The organism is Trinickia sp., from assembly GCF_051961175.1.
In the GTDB taxonomy this organism is placed as follows: Bacteria; Pseudomonadota; Gammaproteobacteria; order Burkholderiales; family Burkholderiaceae; genus Trinickia.
Genome location: NZ_JBQCDN010000078.1, coordinates 1 through 23,209, shown reverse-complemented (window position 1 = coordinate 23,209; position 23,209 = coordinate 1). Strand labels below are relative to the sequence as shown.

At 64.0% G+C, this 23,209-nt stretch carries 16 protein-coding genes and 1 tRNA gene; 3 read left to right on the top strand and 14 right to left on the bottom strand.

Annotation, left to right across the window (positions count from 1 at the left end):
• Window positions 1–296 precede the first annotated feature (296 nt).
• From ACTHL0_RS04340 to ACTHL0_RS04320, 5 genes are all read right to left on the bottom strand, one after another.
• Window positions 297–387: transfer RNA gene (locus ACTHL0_RS04340), tRNA-Ser, on the bottom strand.
• A gap of 132 nt (window positions 388–519) precedes the next feature.
• Window positions 520–1,818 (bottom strand): serine--tRNA ligase, encoded by a 1,299-nt coding sequence (gene serS, locus ACTHL0_RS04335; protein ID WP_440565360.1) that lies wholly within the window; start codon window positions 1,816–1,818, stop codon window positions 520–522.
• 111 nt (window positions 1,819–1,929) lie between these two features.
• Entirely contained in the window at window positions 1,930–3,243 is a 1,314-nt protein-coding gene (locus ACTHL0_RS04330) for a replication-associated recombination protein A (protein ID WP_440565359.1), read from the bottom strand.
• Between the two features lie 116 nt (window positions 3,244–3,359).
• The gene (gene lolA, locus ACTHL0_RS04325; RefSeq protein ID WP_440565358.1) at window positions 3,360–4,085 is read right to left on the bottom strand and encodes an outer membrane lipoprotein chaperone LolA; all 726 of its coding nucleotides are present in this window, start codon (window positions 4,083–4,085) and stop codon (window positions 3,360–3,362) included.
• 105 nt (window positions 4,086–4,190) lie between these two features.
• Window positions 4,191–6,500, bottom strand: coding sequence for a DNA translocase FtsK (locus ACTHL0_RS04320; RefSeq protein WP_440565357.1), 2,310 nt, complete (start codon window positions 6,498–6,500; stop codon window positions 4,191–4,193).
• Window positions 6,501–6,821: 321 nt separating this feature from the next.
• Between ACTHL0_RS04320 and trxB the strand changes: the two genes are divergently transcribed.
• The 3 genes from trxB (at window position 6,822) to ACTHL0_RS04305 (ending at window position 9,336) form a co-directional block, all read left to right on the top strand.
• Window positions 6,822–7,817, top strand: a complete 996-nt coding sequence (gene trxB, locus ACTHL0_RS04315; protein ID WP_440565356.1) for a thioredoxin-disulfide reductase — start codon at window positions 6,822–6,824, stop codon at window positions 7,815–7,817.
• A gap of 171 nt (window positions 7,818–7,988) precedes the next feature.
• Window positions 7,989–8,726 carry a Smr/MutS family protein gene (locus tag ACTHL0_RS04310; protein WP_440565355.1) on the top strand — a complete coding sequence of 246 codons (738 nt, stop codon included), beginning with the start codon at window positions 7,989–7,991 and terminating at the stop codon, window positions 8,724–8,726.
• Window positions 8,716–9,336: a trimeric intracellular cation channel family protein gene (locus tag ACTHL0_RS04305; RefSeq protein WP_440565354.1), complete on the top strand. Its 621-nt coding sequence runs from the start codon at window positions 8,716–8,718 to the stop codon at window positions 9,334–9,336. The genes ACTHL0_RS04310 and ACTHL0_RS04305 overlap by 11 nt, the downstream gene beginning before the upstream one ends.
• Window positions 9,337–9,381: 45 nt before the next feature.
• Here ACTHL0_RS04305 and ACTHL0_RS04300 read toward each other — a convergent pair whose 3' ends face one another.
• From ACTHL0_RS04300 to ACTHL0_RS04260, 9 genes are all read right to left on the bottom strand, one after another.
• Window positions 9,382–10,275: a transglutaminase family protein gene (locus ACTHL0_RS04300; protein ID WP_440565361.1), complete on the bottom strand. Its 894-nt coding sequence runs from the start codon at window positions 10,273–10,275 to the stop codon at window positions 9,382–9,384.
• A gap of 2 nt (window positions 10,276–10,277) precedes the next feature.
• Window positions 10,278–12,923, bottom strand: a complete 2,646-nt coding sequence (locus ACTHL0_RS04295) for a circularly permuted type 2 ATP-grasp protein (protein ID WP_440565353.1) — start codon at window positions 12,921–12,923, stop codon at window positions 10,278–10,280.
• 30 nt (window positions 12,924–12,953) lie between these two features.
• On the bottom strand, window positions 12,954–16,391 hold the full coding sequence (locus ACTHL0_RS04290) for a DUF2126 domain-containing protein (protein ID WP_440565352.1): 3,438 nt from the start codon (window positions 16,389–16,391) through the stop codon (window positions 12,954–12,956).
• Between the two features lie 55 nt (window positions 16,392–16,446).
• A complete protein-coding gene (locus ACTHL0_RS04285) occupies window positions 16,447–17,505 on the bottom strand; it encodes an alpha-E domain-containing protein (protein WP_440565351.1) in 1,059 nt (352 codons plus the stop codon).
• Window positions 17,506–17,583: 78 nt separating this feature from the next.
• Window positions 17,584–19,056, bottom strand: coding sequence for a circularly permuted type 2 ATP-grasp protein (locus tag ACTHL0_RS04280; protein ID WP_440565350.1), 1,473 nt, complete (start codon window positions 19,054–19,056; stop codon window positions 17,584–17,586).
• Between the two features lie 429 nt (window positions 19,057–19,485).
• Window positions 19,486–20,604: an ABC transporter ATP-binding protein gene (locus ACTHL0_RS04275; protein ID WP_440565349.1), complete on the bottom strand. Its 1,119-nt coding sequence runs from the start codon at window positions 20,602–20,604 to the stop codon at window positions 19,486–19,488.
• 98 nt (window positions 20,605–20,702) lie between these two features.
• Window positions 20,703–21,560, bottom strand: a complete 858-nt coding sequence (locus ACTHL0_RS04270; RefSeq protein WP_440565348.1) for a carbohydrate ABC transporter permease — start codon at window positions 21,558–21,560, stop codon at window positions 20,703–20,705.
• Complete coding sequence (locus tag ACTHL0_RS04265; protein ID WP_440565347.1) at window positions 21,550–22,491, bottom strand: carbohydrate ABC transporter permease; 942 nt, start codon at window positions 22,489–22,491, stop codon at window positions 21,550–21,552. The genes ACTHL0_RS04270 and ACTHL0_RS04265 overlap by 11 nt, the downstream gene beginning before the upstream one ends.
• A gap of 134 nt (window positions 22,492–22,625) precedes the next feature.
• Window positions 22,626–23,209: extracellular solute-binding protein (locus tag ACTHL0_RS04260; RefSeq protein ID WP_440565346.1), on the bottom strand; the 584-nt coding region annotated here is incomplete at its 5' end.

The window sequence follows — 23,209 nt, the reverse complement described above, 5'->3', positions numbered from 1 at the left end:
GGTGGAGTAAATATCGGACCGAATGAACGGCGCCAAAGCCACATTTGCGACGTATTCGAAGCAGGCCCCTACAGGCGAGCGGCAGTTCGGATGCCGTTGCGCTCGTGGAAACGGCATCAGGAACATCAAGGCAGCAATCGGCTAGCGGTCATCAAGCGATCTTGCAAGCCGGTTGCTTTGATGATCCGACTTGCGATCGGAATACATGTTCCGGGCGTCGCACTACGGCTTGGGCACGCTGAGGGATGCGGGGAGCACAATGCAAAACGGGCCCCGAAGGGCCCGTTTTCAAATTCTGGCGGAAAGGGTGGGATTCGAACCCACGGTACGGTATAACCGTACACCGGATTTCGAGTCCGGCGCATTCGACCACTCTGCCACCTTTCCGACTTCTCGAACCGGGTTGCCCCGCGCTCGCTTCACCAAGCTGGTCGTTGTTTGGCGAAGCGAAGATTATAGGATAGTCCTCGCCACATTCCAAGCCCTTTTTCACAAAAAGTTGGAACGTCTCGCCGCCGCTCAGTTCGACGACGCGAGCTCGAGCCGTTCTACCCCGCCCATATACGGGCGCAGCGCGGCCGGAACCGTCACCGAACCATCGGCGTTCTGGAAGTTTTCGAGCACCGCCACGAGCGTGCGCCCCACCGCCAGCCCCGAGCCGTTCAGCGTATGCAGCAGCTCAGGCTTGCCCTGCGCGTTGCGGTAACGCGCTTGCATCCGACGCGCCTGGAACGCCTCGGTGTTCGAGCAGCTCGAAATTTCACGATAGGTGTTCTGCGCCGGCAGCCACACTTCGAGGTCGTACGTCTTCGCCGCGGAAAAGCCCATATCGCCCGTGCACAGCGTAATCACACGGTACGGCAGCTCGAGCTTCTGCAAGATCGTCTCCGCATGCCCGACCATCTGCTCGAGCGCATCGTACGACGCCTCCGGCGCCACGATCTGCACCATTTCGACTTTGTCGAACTGATGCTGGCGGATCATCCCGCGCGTGTCACGGCCGTACGAGCCAGCCTCGGACCGGAAGCACGGCGAATGCGCCGTCAACTTCACCGGCAAGGCGGCAGCATCGACAATGCTGTCGCGCACCGTGTTCGTCAGCGAAATCTCGGACGTCGAAATCAAATATTGCGTCACGACGCTCTCGCCGCCGCCCTTCTCCACACGGAACATGTCGTCGGCGAACTTCGGCAGTTGCCCCGTCCCGTACAGAATCTCGGGATTGACGATGTACGGCGAGTACACCTCGGTATAGCCGTGCTGCTGCGTGTGCGTATCCAGCATGAATTGCGCGAGCGCGCGATGCAGCCGGGCGATCCCACCGCGCAGCATCGTGAAGCGCGCACCCGACAGCTTCGCGCCTGTCTCGAAATCGAGCCCGAGCGGCGTGCCGACATCGACGTGATCCTTCACCTCGAAATCGAACTGGCGCGGCGTGCCCCAACGGCGCACTTCGACGTTGTCCTTCTCATCCCCCCCCGCGGGCACGCTCTCGTGCGGCAGGTTCGGCATTTCCAACATCAGCTGCGACAGGCGCGCCTGAACATCTTCGAGCTGCGCAGCCGACGTTTTCATTTCGTCGCCGATTCCACCCACTTCGGCCATCAGCGCCGTGGTGTCCTCGCCCTTACCCTTCATCGCGCCGATTTGCTTCGACAAGCTGTTGCGGCGCGACTGCAATTCCTCGGTGCGGGTTTGAATGGCGCGGCGTTCGGCTTCAAGCGCGGAAAACGCTGCCACGTCAAGCGTGTAGCCGCGAGCGGCAAGGCGCTTTGCGACGCCGTCGAGGTCTTTGCGCAGCAACTGGATGTCGAGCATAGCTAGGTACGATTCATATCGAAGGGTGAAGTCGCGATTTTAACGCACCGGCCCAAGGTGCCGCGCGCCCGTGGCGACAAACCGGACGAAATCAGACGGCGTGAAGTCCGCCTATTCGCTCTTGGGCTTGTTCTCGCGCCGCCAAGCCGCATCGAGCTCCGCCAGCCGCGACAGCTTCTCGCCGATCTTGCCCTCGAGCCCGCGCGGCGTCGGCTGGTACCAGTGCGGCTCGCGCATGCCGTCGGGCAGATACGTCTCTCCGGCCGCATAGGCATCAGGTTCGTCGTGCGCATACCGGTACTCGTGGCCGTAGCCGAGCTCTTTCATCAGCTTCGTCGGCGCGTTGCGCAGATGCACCGGCACGCCGCGCGAGCGATCCTTGCCGACGAAGCGGCGCGCTTCGTTATAAGCCGAATAACCCGCGTTCGATTTCGGCGCCACGGCCAAGTAGATCAGCGCCTGTGCCAAGGCCAATTCGCCTTCGGGCGTGCCCAGTCGTTCATAGGTCTCGGCGGCGTCGAGCGCGATACGCGGCGCTCGCGGGTCCGCCAGACCGATATCTTCCCACGCCATGCGCACGATCCGGCGCGCGAGGTAGCGCGGATCCGCCCCGCCATCGAGCATGCGGCAGAACCAATAGAGCGCACCATCGGGATTGCTGCCGCGCACGGATTTGTGCAAGGCGCTGATCTGATCGTAAAAGGCGTCGCCGCCCTTATCGAAGCGACGCAGATTCTCGGTCAACGCACCGGCGATCAATGCACCATCGATGCTCTCCGCCTTTTGCGATTTCGCCGCACGCACGACGATCTCGATGTTGTTCAGCAGCTTGCGCCCATCGCCATCGGCCGATGCAATCAGCGATTCCTTCGCTTCTTCGGTCATCTCGACGCTGCCCAGCGCCGCAAGCGCCCGATCGAGCAATTCGCGCTGTTCGTCGTCGTCGAGGCTCCGCAGCACATACACAGCGGCGCGCGACAGCAGCGCGCTGTTCACTTCGAACGAGGGATTTTCTGTCGTCGCGCCGATGAACACGAACAAGCCCGATTCGACATGCGGCAAGAACGCGTCTTGCTGGCTCTTGTTGAACCGATGCACTTCATCGACGAACACGAGCGTGCGCCGTCCGTGCGCACGATGCGCCTGGGCCAGCTCCACCGCCTCGCGGATATCCTTCACCCCGGAAAGCACGGCCGACAACGCAATGAACTCGGCATCGAACGCATTCGCCATGAGCCTCGCCAGTGTCGTCTTGCCGACGCCGGGCGGCCCCCACAGAATCATCGAATGCGGCTCGCCCGATTCGAACGCCACCCGTAGCGGCTTCATCGGCCCGAGCAGGTGCTTTTGTCCGATGACGTCGTCGATCGTGCTGGGCCGCAGCCGCTCGGCAAGCGGCATCCCGGCGCGGGTCTCTTCAAACATGGCGTGGTCCGTATCGTGGCCGCGCGGCCGGCCGGCAGGCACAGCCACGCAAGCTCCAGCACAAGCTCAAGGCACAATCCGTCTCCCGGGTGCCTTGCCCGTCGATCATCCGTCGACTATCCGTTGATCACGTCGGCACCCTTGGGCACCGTGAACTTGAACGAGTCCGGCTTCATCGCCGGGTTCTTTTGAATGTTCGAGAACGTGAGCAGCGTCACGTTGCCGAACACGTCGTGCAATTCCATCGCTTCGAGGTTGCCGTCGCGAAAGCCGATCCCGATGTTCTGAAACTGCGTGTCGCGCGCTTTCGGCGTGAGTTCGAGCCAGTCGATGCCGCCCTTCACGCCCGCGTCGCGCAGCGTGAAATTCTTGTCGAGATCGTTGCTGCCGAACAAGATCGCAGCCGGACTCGCGCCGAGTGCGCCGCCGAGCTTGCGAATCGTGACCTGGTTCAGATCCTTGTCATAGACGTACAGATTTTCGCCGTCGGCCTGCAGCACTTGCACGTAGGGCTTTTCGTACGTCCAGATGAATTTGCCGGGGCGGGCGAACACGAACGTGCCGCTCGACGTACCGCTGATGGTCGGCACGACCGAACCGCTCGCCGGTGCATTCTTCGACGGCGCCTTGACTTCACGCTGGACGAAATCGCCGCGCGCCGATTTCACCTGTGCGACGAATGCCTTCAATTGTTCGGTGCCGCTCGCGAACGCGGCCGGTGCAGCTGCCACGAGCAGCGACACGCCAAGTACCGCCGCTTTCGCGCCGTGCGCGAGCGCGCGCCAGGCAGCGCGGGACGGCGAACGATCGCCGGATCGGAATGAGTACTGCGTCGAATTCAAGATGACTCTCCGTGGTAAATCGGAAAACGCTCGGCGAAGACAGCAAAGGCGAGGCAAAGGCCGAGGCAGTAACGCAATATGGCCACGGCCTTGGCCGCCCCGCGGTCAATCGCCTTCGCGCGAGGGGACGAGAATCTCGCGATTGCCGTTCGACGACATCGCCGAGACGAGTCCCGATTGCTCCATTTGCTCGAGCAGCCGCGCCGCCCGGTTATATCCGATGCGCAGATGGCGCTGCACGAGCGAAATCGAGGCCCGCCGATTCTTGACGACGACCTCGACCGCCTGATCGTAGAGGGGATCGGATTCGTCGCCGCCTTGCCCGCCGCCGGCCGCCGAACCTTCGTCGCCCTCGCCCGCCAAACCGCCTTCGAGCAAGCCCTCGACATAGTTCGGCTCGCCCTGCTCCTTGAGCTTTTCGACGACGCGATGCACTTCGTCATCCGACACGAACGCACCGTGCACACGCACGGGCAAGCCCGAGCCGGGCGGCAGATAGAGCATGTCGCCCATGCCGAGCAGCGATTCGGCGCCCTGTTGATCGAGAATCGTGCGCGAATCGATCTTCGAGGACACCTGGAACGCGATACGCGTCGGCACGTTCGCCTTGATGAGGCCCGTGATGACGTCCACCGAGGGGCGTTGCGTGGCGAGAATCAAATGAATGCCGGCCGCACGCGCCTTTTGGGCAATCCGCGCGATCAGTTCTTCCACCTTCTTGCCGACCACCATCATGAGATCAGCCAGCTCGTCGATGACGACGACGATGTGCGGCAGGCGCGTCAGCGGCTCGGGCGCATCGGGTGTCAGGCTGAACGGATTGGGCAGCTTCTCCTCGCGCTTGGCCGCATCGTCGATCTTGTTGTTGTAGCCCGCCAGATTGCGCACGCCGAGCTTGCTCATGAGCTTATAGCGGCGTTCCATTTCGGCGACGGCCCAATTGAGCGCGTGGCCGGCTTGCCGCATATCGGTCACCACGGGGCACAGCAGATGCGGAATCCCCTCGTACACGCTCATTTCGAGCATCTTTGGATCGATGAGAATCATGCGGACATCCTCGGCGCTCGCCTTGTACAGCAGCGACAGGATCATCGCATTGATCCCCACCGATTTGCCCGAGCCCGTCGTACCCGCCACCAGCAAGTGCGGCATCTTCGCCAGATCGGCGCACACGGGATTGCCGGCGATATCCTTGCCGAGGCCCATCGTCAGTTTCGAGGCCCCGTCCGCATACACTTCGGAACCGAGGATTTCCGACAGGCGCACCGTCTGACGCCGCTGGTTCGGCAACTCGAGCGCCATGTAGTTCTTGCCCGGGATCGTTTCGACGACGCGGATCGACACGAGCGAGAGCGAACGTGCAAGATCCTTGGCCAGTCCCACGATCTGGCTGCCCTTCACACCCGTGGCCGGTTCGATCTCGTAACGCGTGACGACAGGCCCCGGGTAGGCCGCGACGACGCTGACGTCCACGCCGAAATCCTTGAGCTTCTTCTCGATCAGGCGCGAGGTAAATTCGAGCGTATCGGCTGAAATCGTCTCTTGGCTGGCCGGCGCCGGATCGAGCAGCGCGATCGGCGGAAGCGTTGAATCGCCGGGAAGATCGGCGAACAGCGGTACCTGCTTTTCCTTTTCGACGCGCTCGGATTTCGGTGGTGTGGTGACCGGCGGCACGATCGTGATGGGCTCGTGATCTTCCAGCCGGACGCGGTTTTGCTCCACCTTGCCCTCGCGCTTGACGGCCGCCGCCTCGCCCAGTTTGCGATCGCGCCCTGCCTCGCGCCGCAGCTTGGCGAACGTGAACGCGGAGATGATCGAATCGCCGACGCGCTCGGCCACCGACAACCACGAAAAGCGGAAATACAGCGACAGACCGATTCCGAGCGCCAGCAGCAGCGCGAGCGTCCCGCCGGTGAAACCGAGCGCGTGCGAGACGCCGCGCGCCACGGCATCGCCGACGATCCCGCCCGGCGCACGCGGCAGCGGCACGCGCAGCGACCACATGCGCAACGCTTCAATGCCGTCGCTGGCCAGCAACACGAGCACGAACGAGAAGGCATCGGCGATCCAGGCGCCGTCGCGCGGCGCGTCTTCGTCGATCTCGCCGTGCTGGTTCAAGCGGCGATAGTTCGCGACGATACGGCGCACGAGCAGCACCATCCACCAGTAGGTGGACAGCCCGAAGAGCAGCAGCAGGATATCCGATGTCCAGGCGCCGACGCGGCCGGCCCAGTTGGAAATGCGGTCGACCTGCGCGGCATGCGTCCAGCTCGGATCGTGGCGGCTATAGCTGACGAGCGCCATCACGAGGAACACGCAAAGCGCGACCTGCAGGATCCAACGGATTTCGGTGAAAAGGCGCGACATGCGATGCGGTAACGCTTGCGCAGGCGCCGAATAAGGAGCTTTGGCCATGAATCCGTAGCGACATGGCGGGCGCACCCGCCAGGAGTTTGATGCGGGCTATTGTAAACGTTGCGTCGGGCCGCAGGCTGTAAATGACCGTAACGGCGCCGTCCCGCCGCCCCACCGACACGCCGCCCCGATAAACCGGGAACGCCCCGGACGCTATCGCGACGATTGATCATGCCTTCAGCGGCGCGGCGAGCAGCCCTTTATAATTGCGCAGGTATGCCCAACTTACGTGCAGCAGCGGTGCGCCCGCGGTTCGACCCGGCGCGCAGCACGCCCACCGGGCAGCTCCCTTGCGGCATCTTTCTTACGGAACGAATAACCATGTCCACGCGCAAACACGCCAAAGTGCTCATCCTCGGTTCCGGCCCCGCCGGCTACACGGCCGCCGTCTACGCCGCGCGCGCGAACCTCGCCCCCGTGCTCGTCACGGGTCTGGCCCAAGGCGGCCAACTGATGACCACGACGGATGTCGAGAACTGGCCCGCCGACGCGAACGGCGTGCAAGGCCCCGAGCTCATGCAGCGGTTTCTCGAACACGCGGAGCGCTTCAACACCGAGATCCTGTTCGACCACATCCACACGGCCAAGCTGGACGAGAAGCCGATTCGCCTGATCGGCGACTCGGGCGAATACACGTGCGACTCGCTGATCATCGCGACAGGCGCCTCGGCTCAGTATCTGGGCCTGCCGTCGGAAGAAGCGTTCTCGGGCCGCGGCGTGTCCGCCTGCGCCACCTGCGACGGCTTTTTCTACAAGCAGCAGCACGTCGCCGTCGTGGGCGGCGGCAACACGGCCGTCGAAGAAGCGCTGTATTTGGCGGGGATCGCGAAGAAGGTCACGGTCATCCACCGCCGCGACAAATTCCGCGCCGAGCCGATCCTGATCGACCGCCTCTTCGAAAAAGAGAAGGAAGGCATCGTCGAGATCAAATGGAATCACGTGCTGGACGAAGTCACGGGCGACGATTCGGGCGTGACGGGCGTGCGCATCAAACATACGCAGACGGGCGCAACGACGGACGTCGCGCTGCAAGGCGTGTTCATCGCGATCGGCCATAAGCCGAATACCGACATCTTCGAAGGCCAGCTCGAGATGAAGAACGGCTACATCATCACGAATGGCGGCCTGAACGGCAACGCGACGGCTACGAGCGTACCTGGCGTGTTCGCAGCCGGCGACGTCCAGGACCATATCTACCGCCAGGCCATCACGAGCGCCGGGACGGGCTGCATGGCCGCGCTCGATGCTCAGCGTTACCTCGAAAGCGTGCACGAGCTGCATCAGGATCACGTGATGAGCGCGGAAGCGGACCGGTAAAATAGTGTCCGCCGGCACCGCTCGATAGGTTGACCGAGCGGATTTCGCACTCGAACGAGGGCCGCGGCCGGCAAGCCTGCGGCCTTTTTTGCGCCGCAGGCTCCGGCACGCGAGTGCGCCATCGGTAGCCCTGGCCCTCGGTTTCGTTTTCAGCAGTCGTCCGTACCCATCATGTCAAAGAATCGTTCTCGTCCGAGCGAAACGCAGCGCCCCGGGCCCGGCGCGCGCGCCACGAGCCTCGCCGATCTGTCCAAGCTGCGCGATACGCTCAAGCAAGACGCAGCGGAGCGCGAACGCGAGCGGATCGCGGCAGCCAAGGCGGCACGCGAAGCCGCTGCCGATGCCGACTTGTTCCGGCGCGAGGTGGGCCAGGTGGCGCCGATCGCCGCGGCGGCACGGGCCGTGCACGGCCGCACACCACCCGCTGCCCTGCCGGTGCAAACCCAGCGCGACGAACAAGCCGTCCTGGCAGAAGCGATCTCCGACGAATTCGACCCGGAAGTCCTGCTCGATACGGACGAATCGCTGTTCTATTGCCGCCCCGGTATCAGTCATGAAGTCGTGCGCAAATTGCGGCGGGGACACTGGATCGTTCAGGCCCAACTTGATTTGCACGGGATGCGCCGCGACGAGGCGCGCGAGGCGCTGGCCGAATTTATCCGCGAGACGGTCAAGCGCGGGCTGCGCTGCGTACGTGTCATTCACGGCAAAGGCTTAGGCTCCATCGGCAAGGAACCGATTCTGAAAGGCAAGGTACGCGCCTGGCTCGTGCAGAAAGCCGAAGTCATCGCGTTCTGCCAGGCCCGGCCGCACGATGGCGGGGCTGGAGCGGTGCTCGTGCTGCTGCAGCCGAACCTTGCCCGCTCAGGCGCGGTTCGCCCCGATCGGGGGCCCGGCAGTGCACCCTAAGCTGACCCTTGCGCTTTCTGTTATCGAGGGCCTCGCGATCCTCGCCTATGCATTCTCCGGCTTCATCGAGGCGCGCAAGCGCCGGCTCGATGCGGTCGGCACGTTTCTGGTCGCACTCGCCACCGCGTTCGGCGGCGGCACCGTGCGCGACGTGCTGCTCGAGCGACGGCCGTTCTATTGGGTCGAGCATGAAGTGTATGTGGCCATCATCTTCGCGCTTTCGCTGTTCGCGCCAATCGTCCTGCGCATGGCCTCGCGGGTCTTCAACGAACGCGCATTGCTCGTGGCCGATGCGATCGGCCTCGGCCTGTTCAGCATCTCGGGAACGTCGATTGCGCTCGATGCGAACATGCCCGCGTTCATCGCCGTGCTGATGGGCGTGGTGACGGGCGTATTCGGTGGCATCATCCGGGACGTCGTCTGCAACGAGGTGCCGCTCTTGTTGCGCGACTCGCGCCCCTATGCCACGTGCGCATTCGCCGGCTGCTGGCTTTATCTGCTGCTCGATCACCTGCAATTCGATCCGGTCTATAGCGTCATCGCCGCAACCGGTTTCATCCTCATCGCACGGCTCGTCACGTTCAAGTTCAACGTGCGGCTGCCGCACTGACGAAGCCCGAACGCCGATGCCCCTGGTGTCCTGCGGGACAGGGCACTAGGTGGGCGTGACCTTAACCGCGACGTCCACGACGTGCTCGCCGCCGCCGAGAATGATGCCCCGCAGTAGCGACACGTCGCTGTAGTCGCGCCCCAGCGCGAGCGTGACATGATCGAGATCCGCCAGCACATCGTTCGTCGGATCAAGGTCGATCCAACCCGTTCCCGGGCAGAACACCGACACCCAGGCATGCGAGGCATCCGCGCCGACAAGACGCGGCACTCCTTCCGGCGGCACCGTGCGCAGATAGCCGCTCACATAACGCGCCGCCAACCCAAGCGAGCGCAGCGCACCGATCATCACCTGCGCGAAGTCCTGGCACACGCCCTGGCGCAGATGGAAGGCGCGCAGCGCCGGCGTGTCGAACGTTGTCGCCTGCGGCTTGTAGGCGAAATCGGCGTGAATCCGATGCATGAGATCGATGGCGCCTTCGATGAGCGGCGTGCCGCGCGCGAAGCTGGGCAAAGCGTATTCGCGTAACTCGGATGCAAGGGCAATGTTCGGCGATGCGAAGACGAACTCGCTTTCGGGGATATATTCGGCGCCCGCGCGATAACGCAGTTCGGCGGCCACACGGTCCCACGCCGGTGCGGCGGACGGGACGAGCGCGTCCCAGCGGCGCGTCAGCACAACCGCTGTCTCGCTCGTCACCCGCAGGGAATCGTGCGGTGCGTCGAAGGAGAAATAGCGGACTTCATTGCCAAACGCATCGATGTGCGACGTCTCGTACGACGGCGTGGGATCGATCGACCAGCGATACGACACCACGCGCTGCCAGGGGCACTCGAGCGGACGAATCGTGGCGACATGCTGCGCCGTCTCGACCGGCACCGAATAGCGGTAGGTCGTGACATGCGACACCAACAGGCTGACCTCGGCACCCATGCTCATGATCATGACGACACCCGCGACGCCAGCGCGTTATCCGCGTGAATGAAATAGCGCGAGCTGATTTCGCTCGATGCGCTCGCAACATGCGCGGCCAGCTCGGCACACAACGCGGTGAGCGTGGCATAGCGCCCCGCCTCGTCGGTGCTGCACAGACGTTCGAGCGACGGCAGCGACGACACCGGCGGCATCGCCTCGCCGAACGGCCGCCGCGCCGGGCCACCCGCCGCCGCGGCGATTTCGTCGAGCTTTTTCGCGAGGCGCTCGTACACCCCGTAGAGCCCGCGCGGATTCGTCGGATCCACGACGACAAGATCGATCAGCGCCGGCACCTCCAGCCGTCCGGGGTACAGCGATCGGTAAGTGAGCGTGCTGTCGAACAGCTGCAGCAGTAAATCGAAGCCGGCCGGCGTCGCCAGTACGCCCGCATCGGCCACGACCTGCAGGAACGTCGTCATCCCGATCACGCGTTCACTATGGCGCCCCGCGAAAAGCAGCCGCCAGGCTTCATCGCGCACCATCCGGTCGCCTTGCGCGCCGCTGATGGCCGACAGCTGCATGGCAAGCGTCTCGAGCGCGCTCATCAGCGCGACGCGATCGTACGATTCGTAGCGTTCATTGCGTGCGGCGTCGTCGCCGTTGTGCGGCGCCGCGCCGATCGACGGCGCGAGCGATAGCGCATGCAGCGCATCGCGAAAATCGTTGCGCGCTGCGAGAATGGTGCGCCAGTGATCGTTCGAGAGCCGTGCACGGATCTCGCCGCACGCGCGCGCCTGGCTCGCGATGATGCTCCCCACGCTCGCCGTACCGGAGTGCTCGTGCAATCCGGCCGCGAGCGCACGTTCAAACGCGTGACGCGTCGTGCGCGCGGCTGGATCGACTGCCGGAATCAGTTCGAAGCGCGCCGCCAACTCGACCAGCGTCGCGAGCATGTCTTCGGAATCGTGATCGAGCGAGCCCAGGATCAAGCGTGCGAGGCGCACGCTGTTTTCCGCGCGCTCGCAATAGCGTCCGGCCCAAAAGAGGTTTTCGGCGGCACGGCTCGATACCGTTCGCCGGCGATGCGCGAAATCGCCGGGCTTCATCGGCGAAGGCAGCAGAGAAAGCGTCGAGCCGGGCCGGCTCGACAATACCCAGGTATCGACGCTGCTGCCGCCCGATTGCATCGATACGCTCGTTTGCCGCTCGCCGGCCATCCGCGCAAACGCCCCAGGCAGCACGTGCCAGCCACCCGAGGCGCCGGCGATCGCATAGGCGCGTAACGCGCACGGCCGGTGGGTCAGCGTGCCATCCTCGTAGCGCGGCGTGCACGAGTGCGGCAGCGGGGCTTGGATCGTAAACGCGTCGGGCGCCGCTTCGATGCGCGCGCGCCAGTCGCTTAGCGGCTGCGGGCCAGCCACGAGACCCGGCGGCATATCGGACGACGCGGGATGCGGCAGCCCCGCCCAGGTCGGCACGAGCAAGCCTTGCGCGAGCCGACCGAGGACGTCCTCGCGCACGGCCGCTTCCCCACACCACCAGGTGGCGACGCTCGGCAATACCAGCGTCTCGCCGAAGAGCGCATCGGCGATACCGGGCAGGAACCCGTGCAACGCCGGCGATTCGACAATGCCGGCGCCCGGTACGTTCGAGACGACGACTTGGCCGGCACGCATGACCTGCAGCAAGCCCGGTACTCCGATCGTGGAATCGGCGCGCAGTTCGACCGGATCGCAAAAACTATCGTCGAGCCGGCGCAGCAGGCCATGCACACGCTCGAGGCCCGCCAGCGTCTTCAGATAGAGCTTGTCTCCGCGCACCGTGAGATCGGTGCCCTCCACGAGCGTGAGACCCAGATAGCGCGAGAGAAACACATGCTCGAAGTACGTCTCGCTGAACGGGCCCGGGCTCAGCAAGGCGATGTGCGGCGAACCGGCGCTTGCGCGGCGTTCGTCGTCCGTCATCGTCGTGCGCGCGGCCTGCACGAGTGTCGCGATCAATTGAGAATACGACGGCGCGAGGCGCTGCACGCCCAGCGAGCGAAACGGTTCCGCGAACAGACTGGCGACGATGAGCCGATTCTCCAACGCATAGCCCAGCCCCGAGGGCGCCTGGGTGCGATGCCCCATGACGGTCCATTCGCCGCTCGGCCCGCGCGCCATATCGACGGCCACGATCTGCAGGTAGCGTCCGCCCGGCGGCACCCACCCTTTCATCGCGCGCACATAGCCGGGGTGCCCGAAAACGAGCGCAGGCGGCAGCAGCCCTCGTGCGAGGACCGTCTGCTGCCCGTAAATATCGGCGACCAGCGCTTCGAGGAGCCGCGCGCGCTGCGCGACACCCCGCTCGATCACGGCCCATTCGCCCTCATCGAGGATAAATGGCAACGGATCGAGCGCCCAAGGCCGTGACTCGCCATTGTCCGCGTAGGCGTTGTACGTGATGTCGTTGTCGCGCACCTGACGCGCAACGGCTTGCGCGGCCTGCTCGAGACCGGCCAGGCCCTCTTCGCCAAGCACGCCGAAAAAGCGCCGCCAGGGCGCGCGCGGCGCACCTGTCGCATCGCGCAGCTCGTCCCAGTGGCCCTCTCGGGCGGGAACGTCGCATAGCCGCGCGAGCACATCGGCGACATCGGCCGTTACATCGAACGGCAGGGTCGATTGGAAAGGCAAATGACTCTCTGGCTTCTGTCAGACGTCAAACTAGACACGCCGCAGGTCGAGCGTAAAAGGCATCTCGAGGCTGCGCTCGCGCTGCTTCACGGGGATCGGTCCGGGCGTATGGCCGATCGTGAAGAAACGCGCGCGCCGCCGGCTCTGCGCTTCATAGGCGTTGACGGGAAACGTCTGATAATTGCGTCCACCCGGATGGGCCACATGATACTGGCATCCGCCGAGGGAACGCTCACTCCATTCGTCGACCAGATCGAACGTCAGCGGCGCATGGACGCCGATGGTCGGATGCAGCGATGCCGCCGGCTGCCACGCCCGAAAACGCACGCCCGCCACGTACTCGCTCGCGCGGCCCGTGGGCTGCAGCGGCAGCGGCACGCCGCCCACCGTCACCGTATGGCGGCTTTCGTTCAGCCCGAGCACGCGCACCTCGATACGCTCGAGCGACGAATCGACGAAGCGCACCGTGCCGCCCGGCGCCCCCTCCTCGCCCATGACATGCCAGGGCTCGAGCGCATGGCGCAGCGTGACCGTGACGCCGCTCGCGTCGAACTCGCCGACGAGCGGAAAGCGAAACTCGAAATGCGGCGCGAACCAGGCGCGATCGAATGCATAACCGGCCGCCTGCAGATCGGCCAAGACATCGTCGAAATCCATCTGCACGAAGGTGCCGAGCATGAAGCGATCATGCAGTTCCGTGCCCCAACGCGTGAGCCGCGCCGTATACGGCGTGCGCCAGAAACGCGCCACGAGCGCACGCAGCAAGAGCTGCTGCGCAAGGCTCATGCGCGCATGCGGCGGCATTTCGAATCCGCGCAACTCGAGCAGGCCGAGCCGGCCGGCGGGGCCATCGGGCGAGTACAGCTTGTCGATGCAAAATTCGGCACGATGGGTGTTGCCCGTCACGTCGATGAGAATGTTGCGCAAGGTGCGGTCGATCAGCCAAGGCGGCACCCGCTGAGCGTCGTTGCCGAACGACGCCAGCCCGTCAAGCTGGCGCTGCAGCTCACGGAAGGCAATCTCGAGCTCGTAGACCTGATCGTTGCGGGCTTCGTCCACGCGCGGAGCCTGGCTCGTCGGGCCGATGAACAGCCCCGAGAACAGATACGACAACGAGGGATGGTTGTGCCAATAGGCGATCAGGCTCGCAAGCAGATCCGGGCGGCGCAGGAACGGGCTGTCCGCGGGCGCGGCTGCACCGAGGACCATATGGTTGCCGCCGCCCGTGCCGGTGTGGCGCCCGTCGAGCATGAACTTCTCCGGCCCAAGATACGATTCGTGCGCCACGCGGTAGAGATATTCCGTGTTGTCGACCAGTTCGCCCCACGTCGACGCCGGATGAATGTTGACTTCGACAACACCTGGATCGGGTGTGACCTGCAACAGCTTCAGACGAGCGTCGCGCGGCGGCGGGTACCCTTCGATGACGATCTTGACCTGGAGCTCCGTTGCCGTCGCCTCGACCGCCGCCAGCAAGTCGAGGTAGTCGTCGAGTACGGCAAGCGGCGGCATGAACACATAGAGCGCCCCGCCGCTGCGTCCGGCCGCCACGGAATCGGCCTCGGCCTGGGGGCCAGCCGAGCGCGCGGGATCGCGCGCCTCCACGCACAGCGCCGTGCGCCGCACGGACACAGCCGATTCGCCGCGCTGAGGAGGCGTGGACGCCTCGAATGCGCCTGCGCGTCCGCTCGCCGCTCGATCGGCATCGCTCTTTTCATCGACGTGACGCGGCGCGTACTGCTCTCGCAGCTGTGCCGCGCCACGCAACGCCGACGGTGGCCCGAACGGATCGTTCTCGTGCAGCCACGGATAATCGGCCGCGCTGACCCAAGGCAGCGAATCGAGCGGCAGGCGGTAACCCATCGGCGAATCGCCTGGAATGAGATACATGCGCTCGTCGCGAAAGAACCAAGGCCCCGTGACCCAGCGCGGGCCGCCAAGCGTCGCCGCGGTATCGCGCTCGCGGGCCAGCGGCAGCGCATAGCCCGTCACGGCCGAGAGCCCGGCGTCAAAAACGCGCCGCAGCCGCAGCCGCTCGAGCTCATCGTCGAGCCGCGAATCGAATGGATCCACGTTGACCGGCAAACGCCGCTCTCGCCAGAGGTAGTACCAGACATCCTCATAGCCCGGCTGAACCTGATTCGCATCGACCGCGAGCGTTTCCGCCAGACGGCGAATGAATCGCCCGGCATCTTCCGCCGTGTAGTTCATCGGCTCGCGTTCATCGGCGAAACGTGCCGGGTCGTGCCAGCACGGCTCGCCGTCCTCGCGCCAAAACAACGAGAGCGCCCAGCGCGGCAATTGCTCGCCCGGATACCACTTGCCCTGCCCCACGTGCAGGAATCCGTTCCCGCCATAGCGGGCGCGCAGCTTATCCATCAGTGCGACCGCATAGCCGCGCTTGGTGGGCCCGAGTGCATCGGTGTTCCACTCGGGCGCGTCACGATCGCGCACAGCGACGAACGTCGGCTCGCCGCCCATCGTCAGCCGCACGTCCATCGACGCAAGATCGACGTCGACCGCGGCCCCCATGCGTTCGATGTCGCGCCAAACGGCTTCGTCGTAAGGCTTCGTGACGCGCGGCGTCTCGAGCACGCGCGTGATCGACATCGTGTGCGCGAAATCGACCTCGCACTCGTCGAGCGCGCCCGAGATGGGCGCCGCGCTGCCCGGCTGCGGCGTGCAGGCCACCGGAATATGCCCTTCTCCGGCCATCAGCCCCGACGTGGGATCGAACCCGACCCACCCCGCGCCGGGCAGGTACACCTCGCACCACGCATGCAGATCGGTGAAATCGATCTCCGTGCCGCTCGGACCGTCGAGCGCTTTTTCGTCCGGGGCGAGCTGCAACAGGTAACCCGAGACGAAGCGCGCGGCGAAGCCGAGTTGACGCAGCGTCTGCACGAGCAGCCACCCCGTATCGCGGCACGAACCGGAGCCCTTTTCGAGCGTTTCTTCGGGCGTCTGCACGCCGGGCTCCATACGGATCAGATAGCCGATGTCATGCGCCAGCCGCTGATTGAGCGCGACTAAAAAATCGACGGTGCCGCAACGCGTGCGATCGATGCTTTCGACGAAGGCCGCGAAGCGCGGCGTCGGTTCGGCGCTACGCACAAGATAGGGGGCGAGTTCGGCGGCGATCGCCGGCGCATAGTCGAACGGAAATGTCTCCGCCTCGGGTTCGAGGAAAAAATCGAACGGGTTATAGACGGACATCTCGGCCACGAGATCCACCGTGACACGGAATTCGCGCGTGGCTTCGGGAAACACAAGGCGCGCCTGGTAGTTCGCAAAGGCGTCCTGCTGCCAGTTGACGAAGTGATGCGCCGGCTCGACGCGCATCGAGTAGCTGAGAATTGGCGTGCGGCAGTGCGGCGCTGGCCGCAGCCGGACGATTTGCGGCCCAAGTGCAACGAGGCGGTCATAGCGGTACTGCGTGACATGATTTAGCGCGACGCGGATCGACACGGGTACCTCGAGGCGATGAACGAAACGGATAGGAAACCGATGCAGCCAGCAACGCTCATGCCGCGTGCGGTTGGCCTGAAGATTGAGATTGAGACTGCGATTGCGATTGCGCGCTGGCTGGCGGTAGCGGCTGAGTGTCCGCGAGCGCCGGCTCCTCCGGTGCCAGCGGCACGAGGAAATCGCGGCTGATGCAGCTCCCCAGTTCGTTGATGCGTGCGAGAAAGTCGGTGAGCCACAGGTGCAGGCCGCCGCGCAAAATATCGCCGATCTGCGCGGCGCGGACGTCCGCGTGCAGCTGCTCGATCAACGCTTGTACCGGCGCGGAGCGCGCATTGCGCACGTGCGTGATGATCTGCCGGAGTTCATCGAGATTGGCCGCGAGCGAGCGCGGCCAGTTGGCGAACAGGATCAGCAAATTGGCGACGCGTTCGGGCACGATCACATCGCGATAGACCTTACGGTATACCTCGAAGCCCGAAACCGAACGCAATACCGCGGCCCAGTGGTAGTAATCGAGCGATTGCGCGAGCGGTTGGGCCAACGCACCCGCGCGCTGCTCGAGCATTTCGCACTTCACGTCGAGAATGCGCGCGGTGTTGTCGGCCCGTTCGAGAAACGTGCCGAGCCGCATGAAATAGAACGCTTCGTCCCTCACCATCGTGCCGAGCTGCACGCCGCGCGACAGATGAGAGCGGAACTTGACCCATTCGAAGAACTCGCATGGATCGCGCTCGAGCACGCCATCGGCAAGCATGCGCTGTCCATCGAGCCAAGTCGTGTTGATCGTCTCCCAGAGTTCGGTCGTGATCGAGCCGCGCACGGCGCGGGCGTTTTCGCGTGCCGCCCGCAGGCAGTTGATGATCGAAGAAAGATTGTCGCGATCGCTCGCCATGAAGGCGATGACGTCCCGGCTCGTCATGCTCGGATGCGCAGCCGCATAGATGCCGGCAAGCTCCGAGATCGACAGCATCGCGCGCCAGCCCAGCGCCGCGTATTCGTCCGATTGCGGCACCAGCGCAAGTTGATAATTCGCATCGAGCATGCGCGCCGTGTTTTCGGCGCGCTCGGTATAACGTGCCATCCAGAAGAGATGGTCGGCAGTGCGGCTCAGCATGATGTCTCCGGAACGGCGTTGTCAGAAGCGATGTCGATCAGCGCGATCGTGGGATCGTGCAATGACATGCGGCACGATCTACTGCTCGAGCACCCACGTGTCCTTGGTGCCGCCGCCCTGCGACGAATTGACGACAAGCGAGCCCTCGCGCAGTGCGACGCGCGTCAGCCCCCCGGGCACCATGCGTACCTCGCTGCCGGAGAGCACGAACGGGCGCAGATCGATGTGACGGGGCGCAATGCCGCTCTCGACGTAGGTGGGGCACGTTGAAAGCGCGAGCGTGGGCTGAGCGATGTACTTCTCGGGCTGCGCGATGAGCACGGCGCGAAACGCCTCGATCTCGGCGGCCGTCGAAGCGGGTCCGACCAGCATGCCGTAGCCGCCCGCGCCATGCGTTTCCTTGACCACGAGCTCAGGCAGATGGTCGAGCACGTAGCGAAGATCGTCCGGCTTGCGGCACATCCACGTCGGCACGTTGTTCAGAATCGGTTCTTCGCCGAGATAAAACCGGATCATGTCCGGCACGTACGGATAGATCGACTTGTCGTCGGCCACGCCCGTCCCCACGGCGTTGGCAAGCGTCACGTTGCCGGCCCGATAGGCCGACAACAAGCCGGCCGCGCCGAGCGTCGAATCGGAACGAAACACCTCCGGGTCGAGAAAATCGTCATCGACGCGCCGGTAGATGACATCGACGCGTTGCGGCCCCTGCGTGGTCTTCATATAGACAAAACCGCCGTCGACGAACAGATCCTGCCCTTCGACCAGCTCGACGCCCATCTGCTGCGCGAGGAACGCATGCTCGAAATACGCCGAGTTATACATGCCCGGCGTGAGCACGACGATGGTCGGATGGTCCGCACCATGAGGCGCCGCGGCACGCAGCGTGTCGAGCAGCAGATCCGGATAGTGTGCGACGGGTGCGACCCGGTTGCGCGCAAACAGATCGGGGAACAGCCGCATCATCATCTTGCGGTTTTCGAGCATGTACGACACGCCGGACGGAACCCGCAGGTTGTCCTCGAGCACATAGAACTCGCCCGCACCCGCGCGCACGATGTCGATGCCGGCGATATGCGCATAGATATCGCGCGCCACGTCGACCCCTTGCATCTGCGGGCGGTATTGTCCATTCGCGAAAATCTGCTCGGCAGGGACGACGCCCGCCCGCACGATCGCCTGATCGTGATAGATGTCGTGAATGAACCGGTTCAGGGCGCCGACCCGTTGACGCAGCCCCTGCTCGAGCGCGGCCCATTCGTGCGCTGGAAAAATGCGCGGGATGACGTCGAAAGGAATCGTGCGTTCGGTGCCGACGCCAGTTGCGTCCTTGGCGCCGTAGACGGCAAACGTAATGCCGACGCGGCGGAAGTTCAAATCGGCTTCCGCGCGTTTGTTACTCATCTGCTGCTCGCTCTGCGCACACATCCACGAGAAGAACGGATGGTAGTGCGCGCGGGCGTCGCCGCATGCCTGAAAGTCCGCAGCCGGCACACCCGCGATAGCGGGCCCATTGCGCTCGAACATCTCGCTGAAGAAGGCTTGCTTCATGGCCGATATTCCCGTTCGTTGTTTGGGGCTGATCGCGCCACAGCGCACGGCCCCCGGTCGAGTCCGGCTGCCGCCCTGAGGGGGGACAGCCATTCGGTATCAAGCATTCTTCGATCGAGGCGGCGGCAGCTGCGGCCGTCCTCGACAGTCCGATCGCAATTATTCGATCGGAACCCCTTCAAGGTAGCGGGCGGAGAGACATCGCGCGATACGGGGAAAACCCGCGCCGCGCGCCGCCGATGCCCAATGTCGGGGTTGGATCGGACTCATGCAACTTGCGTGCCGACGTCGGTACGGCGGGGGTTAGCGGCCGCCAGAGGGAAGCGCGCCGCGGGCTGGCGCGATGGCGCTGCACCGATATGACGCAGGGCGAGGACTCACGCGCACCGGGGCGACGCATCGATGCTTCGCCCCGCCCTCCTTATGCGCTTAAGCGATGCGCGCTTCCGTCGACGGATCGAACAAGACGGCCTTGGAGACATCGGCGAGCAACGTCATCTCTTGCTCCGGCTGGGGGTTCGAGGCCGGGTGCACACGGCTCACGGTACGCTTGCCGTTGATCTGTGCGAACACGAGCGTGTCCGGGCCGGTCGGCTCAATGACGTCGACGTTGACGCGCAACGGTTGCAAATCGCTGCTGTTGGCATCGTGGGCGCCGCGCGCATCCGTGAGGCGTTCCGGGCGCAAGCCGAGAATGACGGGTTGGCCGACATTCGCTTTCACGCGATTCGCTTCGAACGGCAGCTTCAGAACGCTGCGCTCGACACCCGTATCGACCTCCAAACCGATACCGGCGCCTTGCTCCACGAGCTTGCCTTCGATGAAATTCATTGGCGGCGCGCCGATGAAGCCGGCCACGAACAGATTCGACGGCGAATCGTAAATCTCTTGCGGCGCACCGAACTGTTGGACAACGCCGTCCTTCATCACGGCGATACGATCGCCGAGCGTCATCGCTTCGATCTGGTCGTGCGTCACGTAGACGATCGTCGTCCCCAGGCGCTGGTGCAACAGCTTGATTTCCGAACGCATTTCGATTCGCAGCTTCGCGTCGAGGTTCGAAAGCGGCTCGTCGAACAGGAACATGACGGGATCGCGTGCGAGCGCCCGGCCCATGGCCACGCGCTGGCGCTGGCCGCCGGACAGTTGCCCCGGCTTGCGGTCGAGCAAGTGATCGATCTGCAGCATCTGCGAGACGCGATCGACGATCTGCTCCTGTTCCTTCTTCGGCACCTTGCGGATATTCAAGCCGAACGAGATGTTCTCGCGCACCGTCATCGACGGATAGAGCGCATACGACTGGAACACCATGGCGATGTCGCGATCTTTCGGCGACAAGTTATTGACGACCTTGCCGTCGATGCAGATCTCGCCTTTGGTGACCGTCTCGAGGCCGGCGATCATGTTGAGCAGCGTCGATTTCCCGCACCCGGAGCCGCCGACCAGAATCAAGAACTGGCCGTCCTCGATTTCAATGTCGACACCCTTCAGGACGGGCACGCCGTTCGGATAGGTCTTGTATACGTCGCGGATGGAAAGGCTTGCCATGCTGAAAATCCTTTAATCTGCTCTGCTTTCGAATATGCGATTTTTTCGTTTCGCGGCGCCCGGCTTACGTGGCGCCATCTCCTGAACGAAACGTCCAATCAGCCCTTCACCGCGCCCGCCGTCAAGCCGCGCACGAAGTAGCGGCCGGCAATGACGTAGACGAGGAGCGTCGGCAAGGCTGCGATAATCGCCGCAGCCATGTCGACGTTGTATTCCTTCACGCCCGTCGACGTATTCACGAGGTTGTTCAGCGCCACCGTAATCGGCATCGAATCGACGCCCGAGACGACGATCCCGAACAGGAAGTCGTTCCAGATCTGCGTAAATTGCCAAATCACGCAGACCATGAAGATCGGGAGCGAAACGGGCAGCAGGATCCGCGTGAAAATCATGAAGAACCCGGCGCCGTCGATGCGCGCCGCTTTCACGAGCTCGGCCGGAATGCTCACGTAGAAGTTGCGGAAGAACATCGTCGTGAAGGCGATCCCGTAGACAACGTGCACCAGCACGAGGCCCGAGATCGTGTTCGAGATCCCGACCAACCCGAGCAAACGCGCCATCGGCAGCAAGATCGCCTGAAACGGGATGAAGCAGCCGACGAGCAGCATCGTGAACACCGCATCTGCGCCCCGAAAGCGCCAGTGCGTCAGCACGTAGCCGTTGAACGCGCCGATGATCGACGAGAGCAGCACAGCCGGGATCACCATCCGCACCGAGTTCATGAAGAACGGACGCATGCCGTCGCAACGCACGCCCGTGCACGCCTCGCTCCATGCTTTGATCCACGGCGCGGTGGTCCAATGCGAGGGCGGAGTCAGCAAGTTGCCGGTGCGCAGTTGATCGAGATCCTTGAACGACGTGGACAGCATCACGTAGATCGGGAACAGGAAGTACAGCGCGAACAGCAGGAGCGCAGCGTAAATGAACGCGCGACTGAACGTCATCTTAGGCTGCATTGCGGGTGCTCCTCGATTCCAGATACATGAGCGGGACCAGTACGGCAACGACGGTGGCGAGCATCATCATCGACGACGCGGCGCCGACACCGAGCTGCCCGCGGTTGAACGAGAACGTGTACATGAACATCGCGGGCAGCGACGACGACGTACCGGGGCCGCCCGCCGTCAACGCGACGACGAGATCGAACGTCTTGATCGTGATGTGGCACAGGATCAGCAGCACCGAGAAGAACACGGGGCGCATGCTCGGAATCACGATCTTGCGATAGATGGTGGGAAGCGTCGCGCCATCCACCTGGGCGGCCTTGAAGATTTCCGAATCGACGCCGCGCAAGCCTGCGAGGAACAGCGCCATGACGAAGCCCGTCGATTGCCACACGGCCGCGATGACGATACAGAAGATGGCCTTGTCCGGATCGTTCAGCCAGGTGAACGAGAAGCTCGTCCACCCCCAGTCGTGCAACACTTTCTCGAAGCCGAGCGCCGGGTTCAGAATCCATTGCCAGGCCGTGCCGGTCACGATGAACGAGAGCGCCATCGGGTAAAGAAACACCGCGCGCAGCGCGCCTTCGTTGCGGATCCGCTGATCGAGCAGGATCGCCAAAAAGAGCCCCAGCCCGATGCAGATGGCGATGAACGGAATGCCGAACCAGCCGAGGTTCTTAGCGGATGTCCACCAGACGTCGTTTTGAAACAGTTCGCTGTAGCGCGACAGGCCGGCGAACGTGTAGTTGGGCATCAGTCGCGACTTCGACAGCGACAGATAGCCGGTAATCAGAATGAAGCCGTAGACGAATACAAGGCTGATCGCCACGCTAGGCGAAAGCACGAGCTTTGGGATCCAGCGATCGGCGAGCGCCGATATCGACGAGGTGCGGTGGGGCACGTGCGCCACGTTGTTCCCTTTCCCGCTGAGAGAAGCAGCCACTGCTCGACTCCTGAGTACTTGCTGAGTACTTGCATACCGGCCGCGACGATTCGAACGCTTGGGAAGCGCGCAGCCGGCTAGAGGTGACGCGGGCGATGCGCGAGAAACACGCACACCGCCCCTGGGAACGACGCTTACTTCGTCTGCGCTGCCTTCGCGAGTGCCGCGACGGCGTCTGCCGACGATTCGTTCGAGTTCATGAACTTCGTGACGACATCGCTCATTGCGCCAGCCGTGGCATCGCCTTGAGCCATGCCGTGTGCCAGCGACGGCACGTAACCGCCGGCCTTGATCGCGGCCTGTTCATCCGCATACGACTTCTTCGCGCAAGCGTCATAGCTGCTCATATCGACGCCCAGGCGAACCGGGATCGAGCCCTTGTACAGGCTGAACTGCTTCTGGAACTCGGGGCTCATGATCGTCTTCGCGAGTGCGAGCTGGCCCGGCGTGGCGCCCTTCGCGCCCTTCTGCTGGAAGAACACGAACGAATCGACGTTGAACGTGTAAGCCTTCTCCGTACCCGGCACCGCCGCGCAGACATAATCGACGCCCGGCTTCTTGTTCGCGTTCGCGAACTCGCCCTTCGCCCAGTCGCCCATGAACTGCATGCCGGCCTTGCCGTTGATGACCATGGCCGTGGCCAGGTTCCAGTCGCGGCCCGTGCGCGAGCTATCGAAGTAGGTCGTGAGCTTGCGAACCGTGTCGAACACCTTGACCA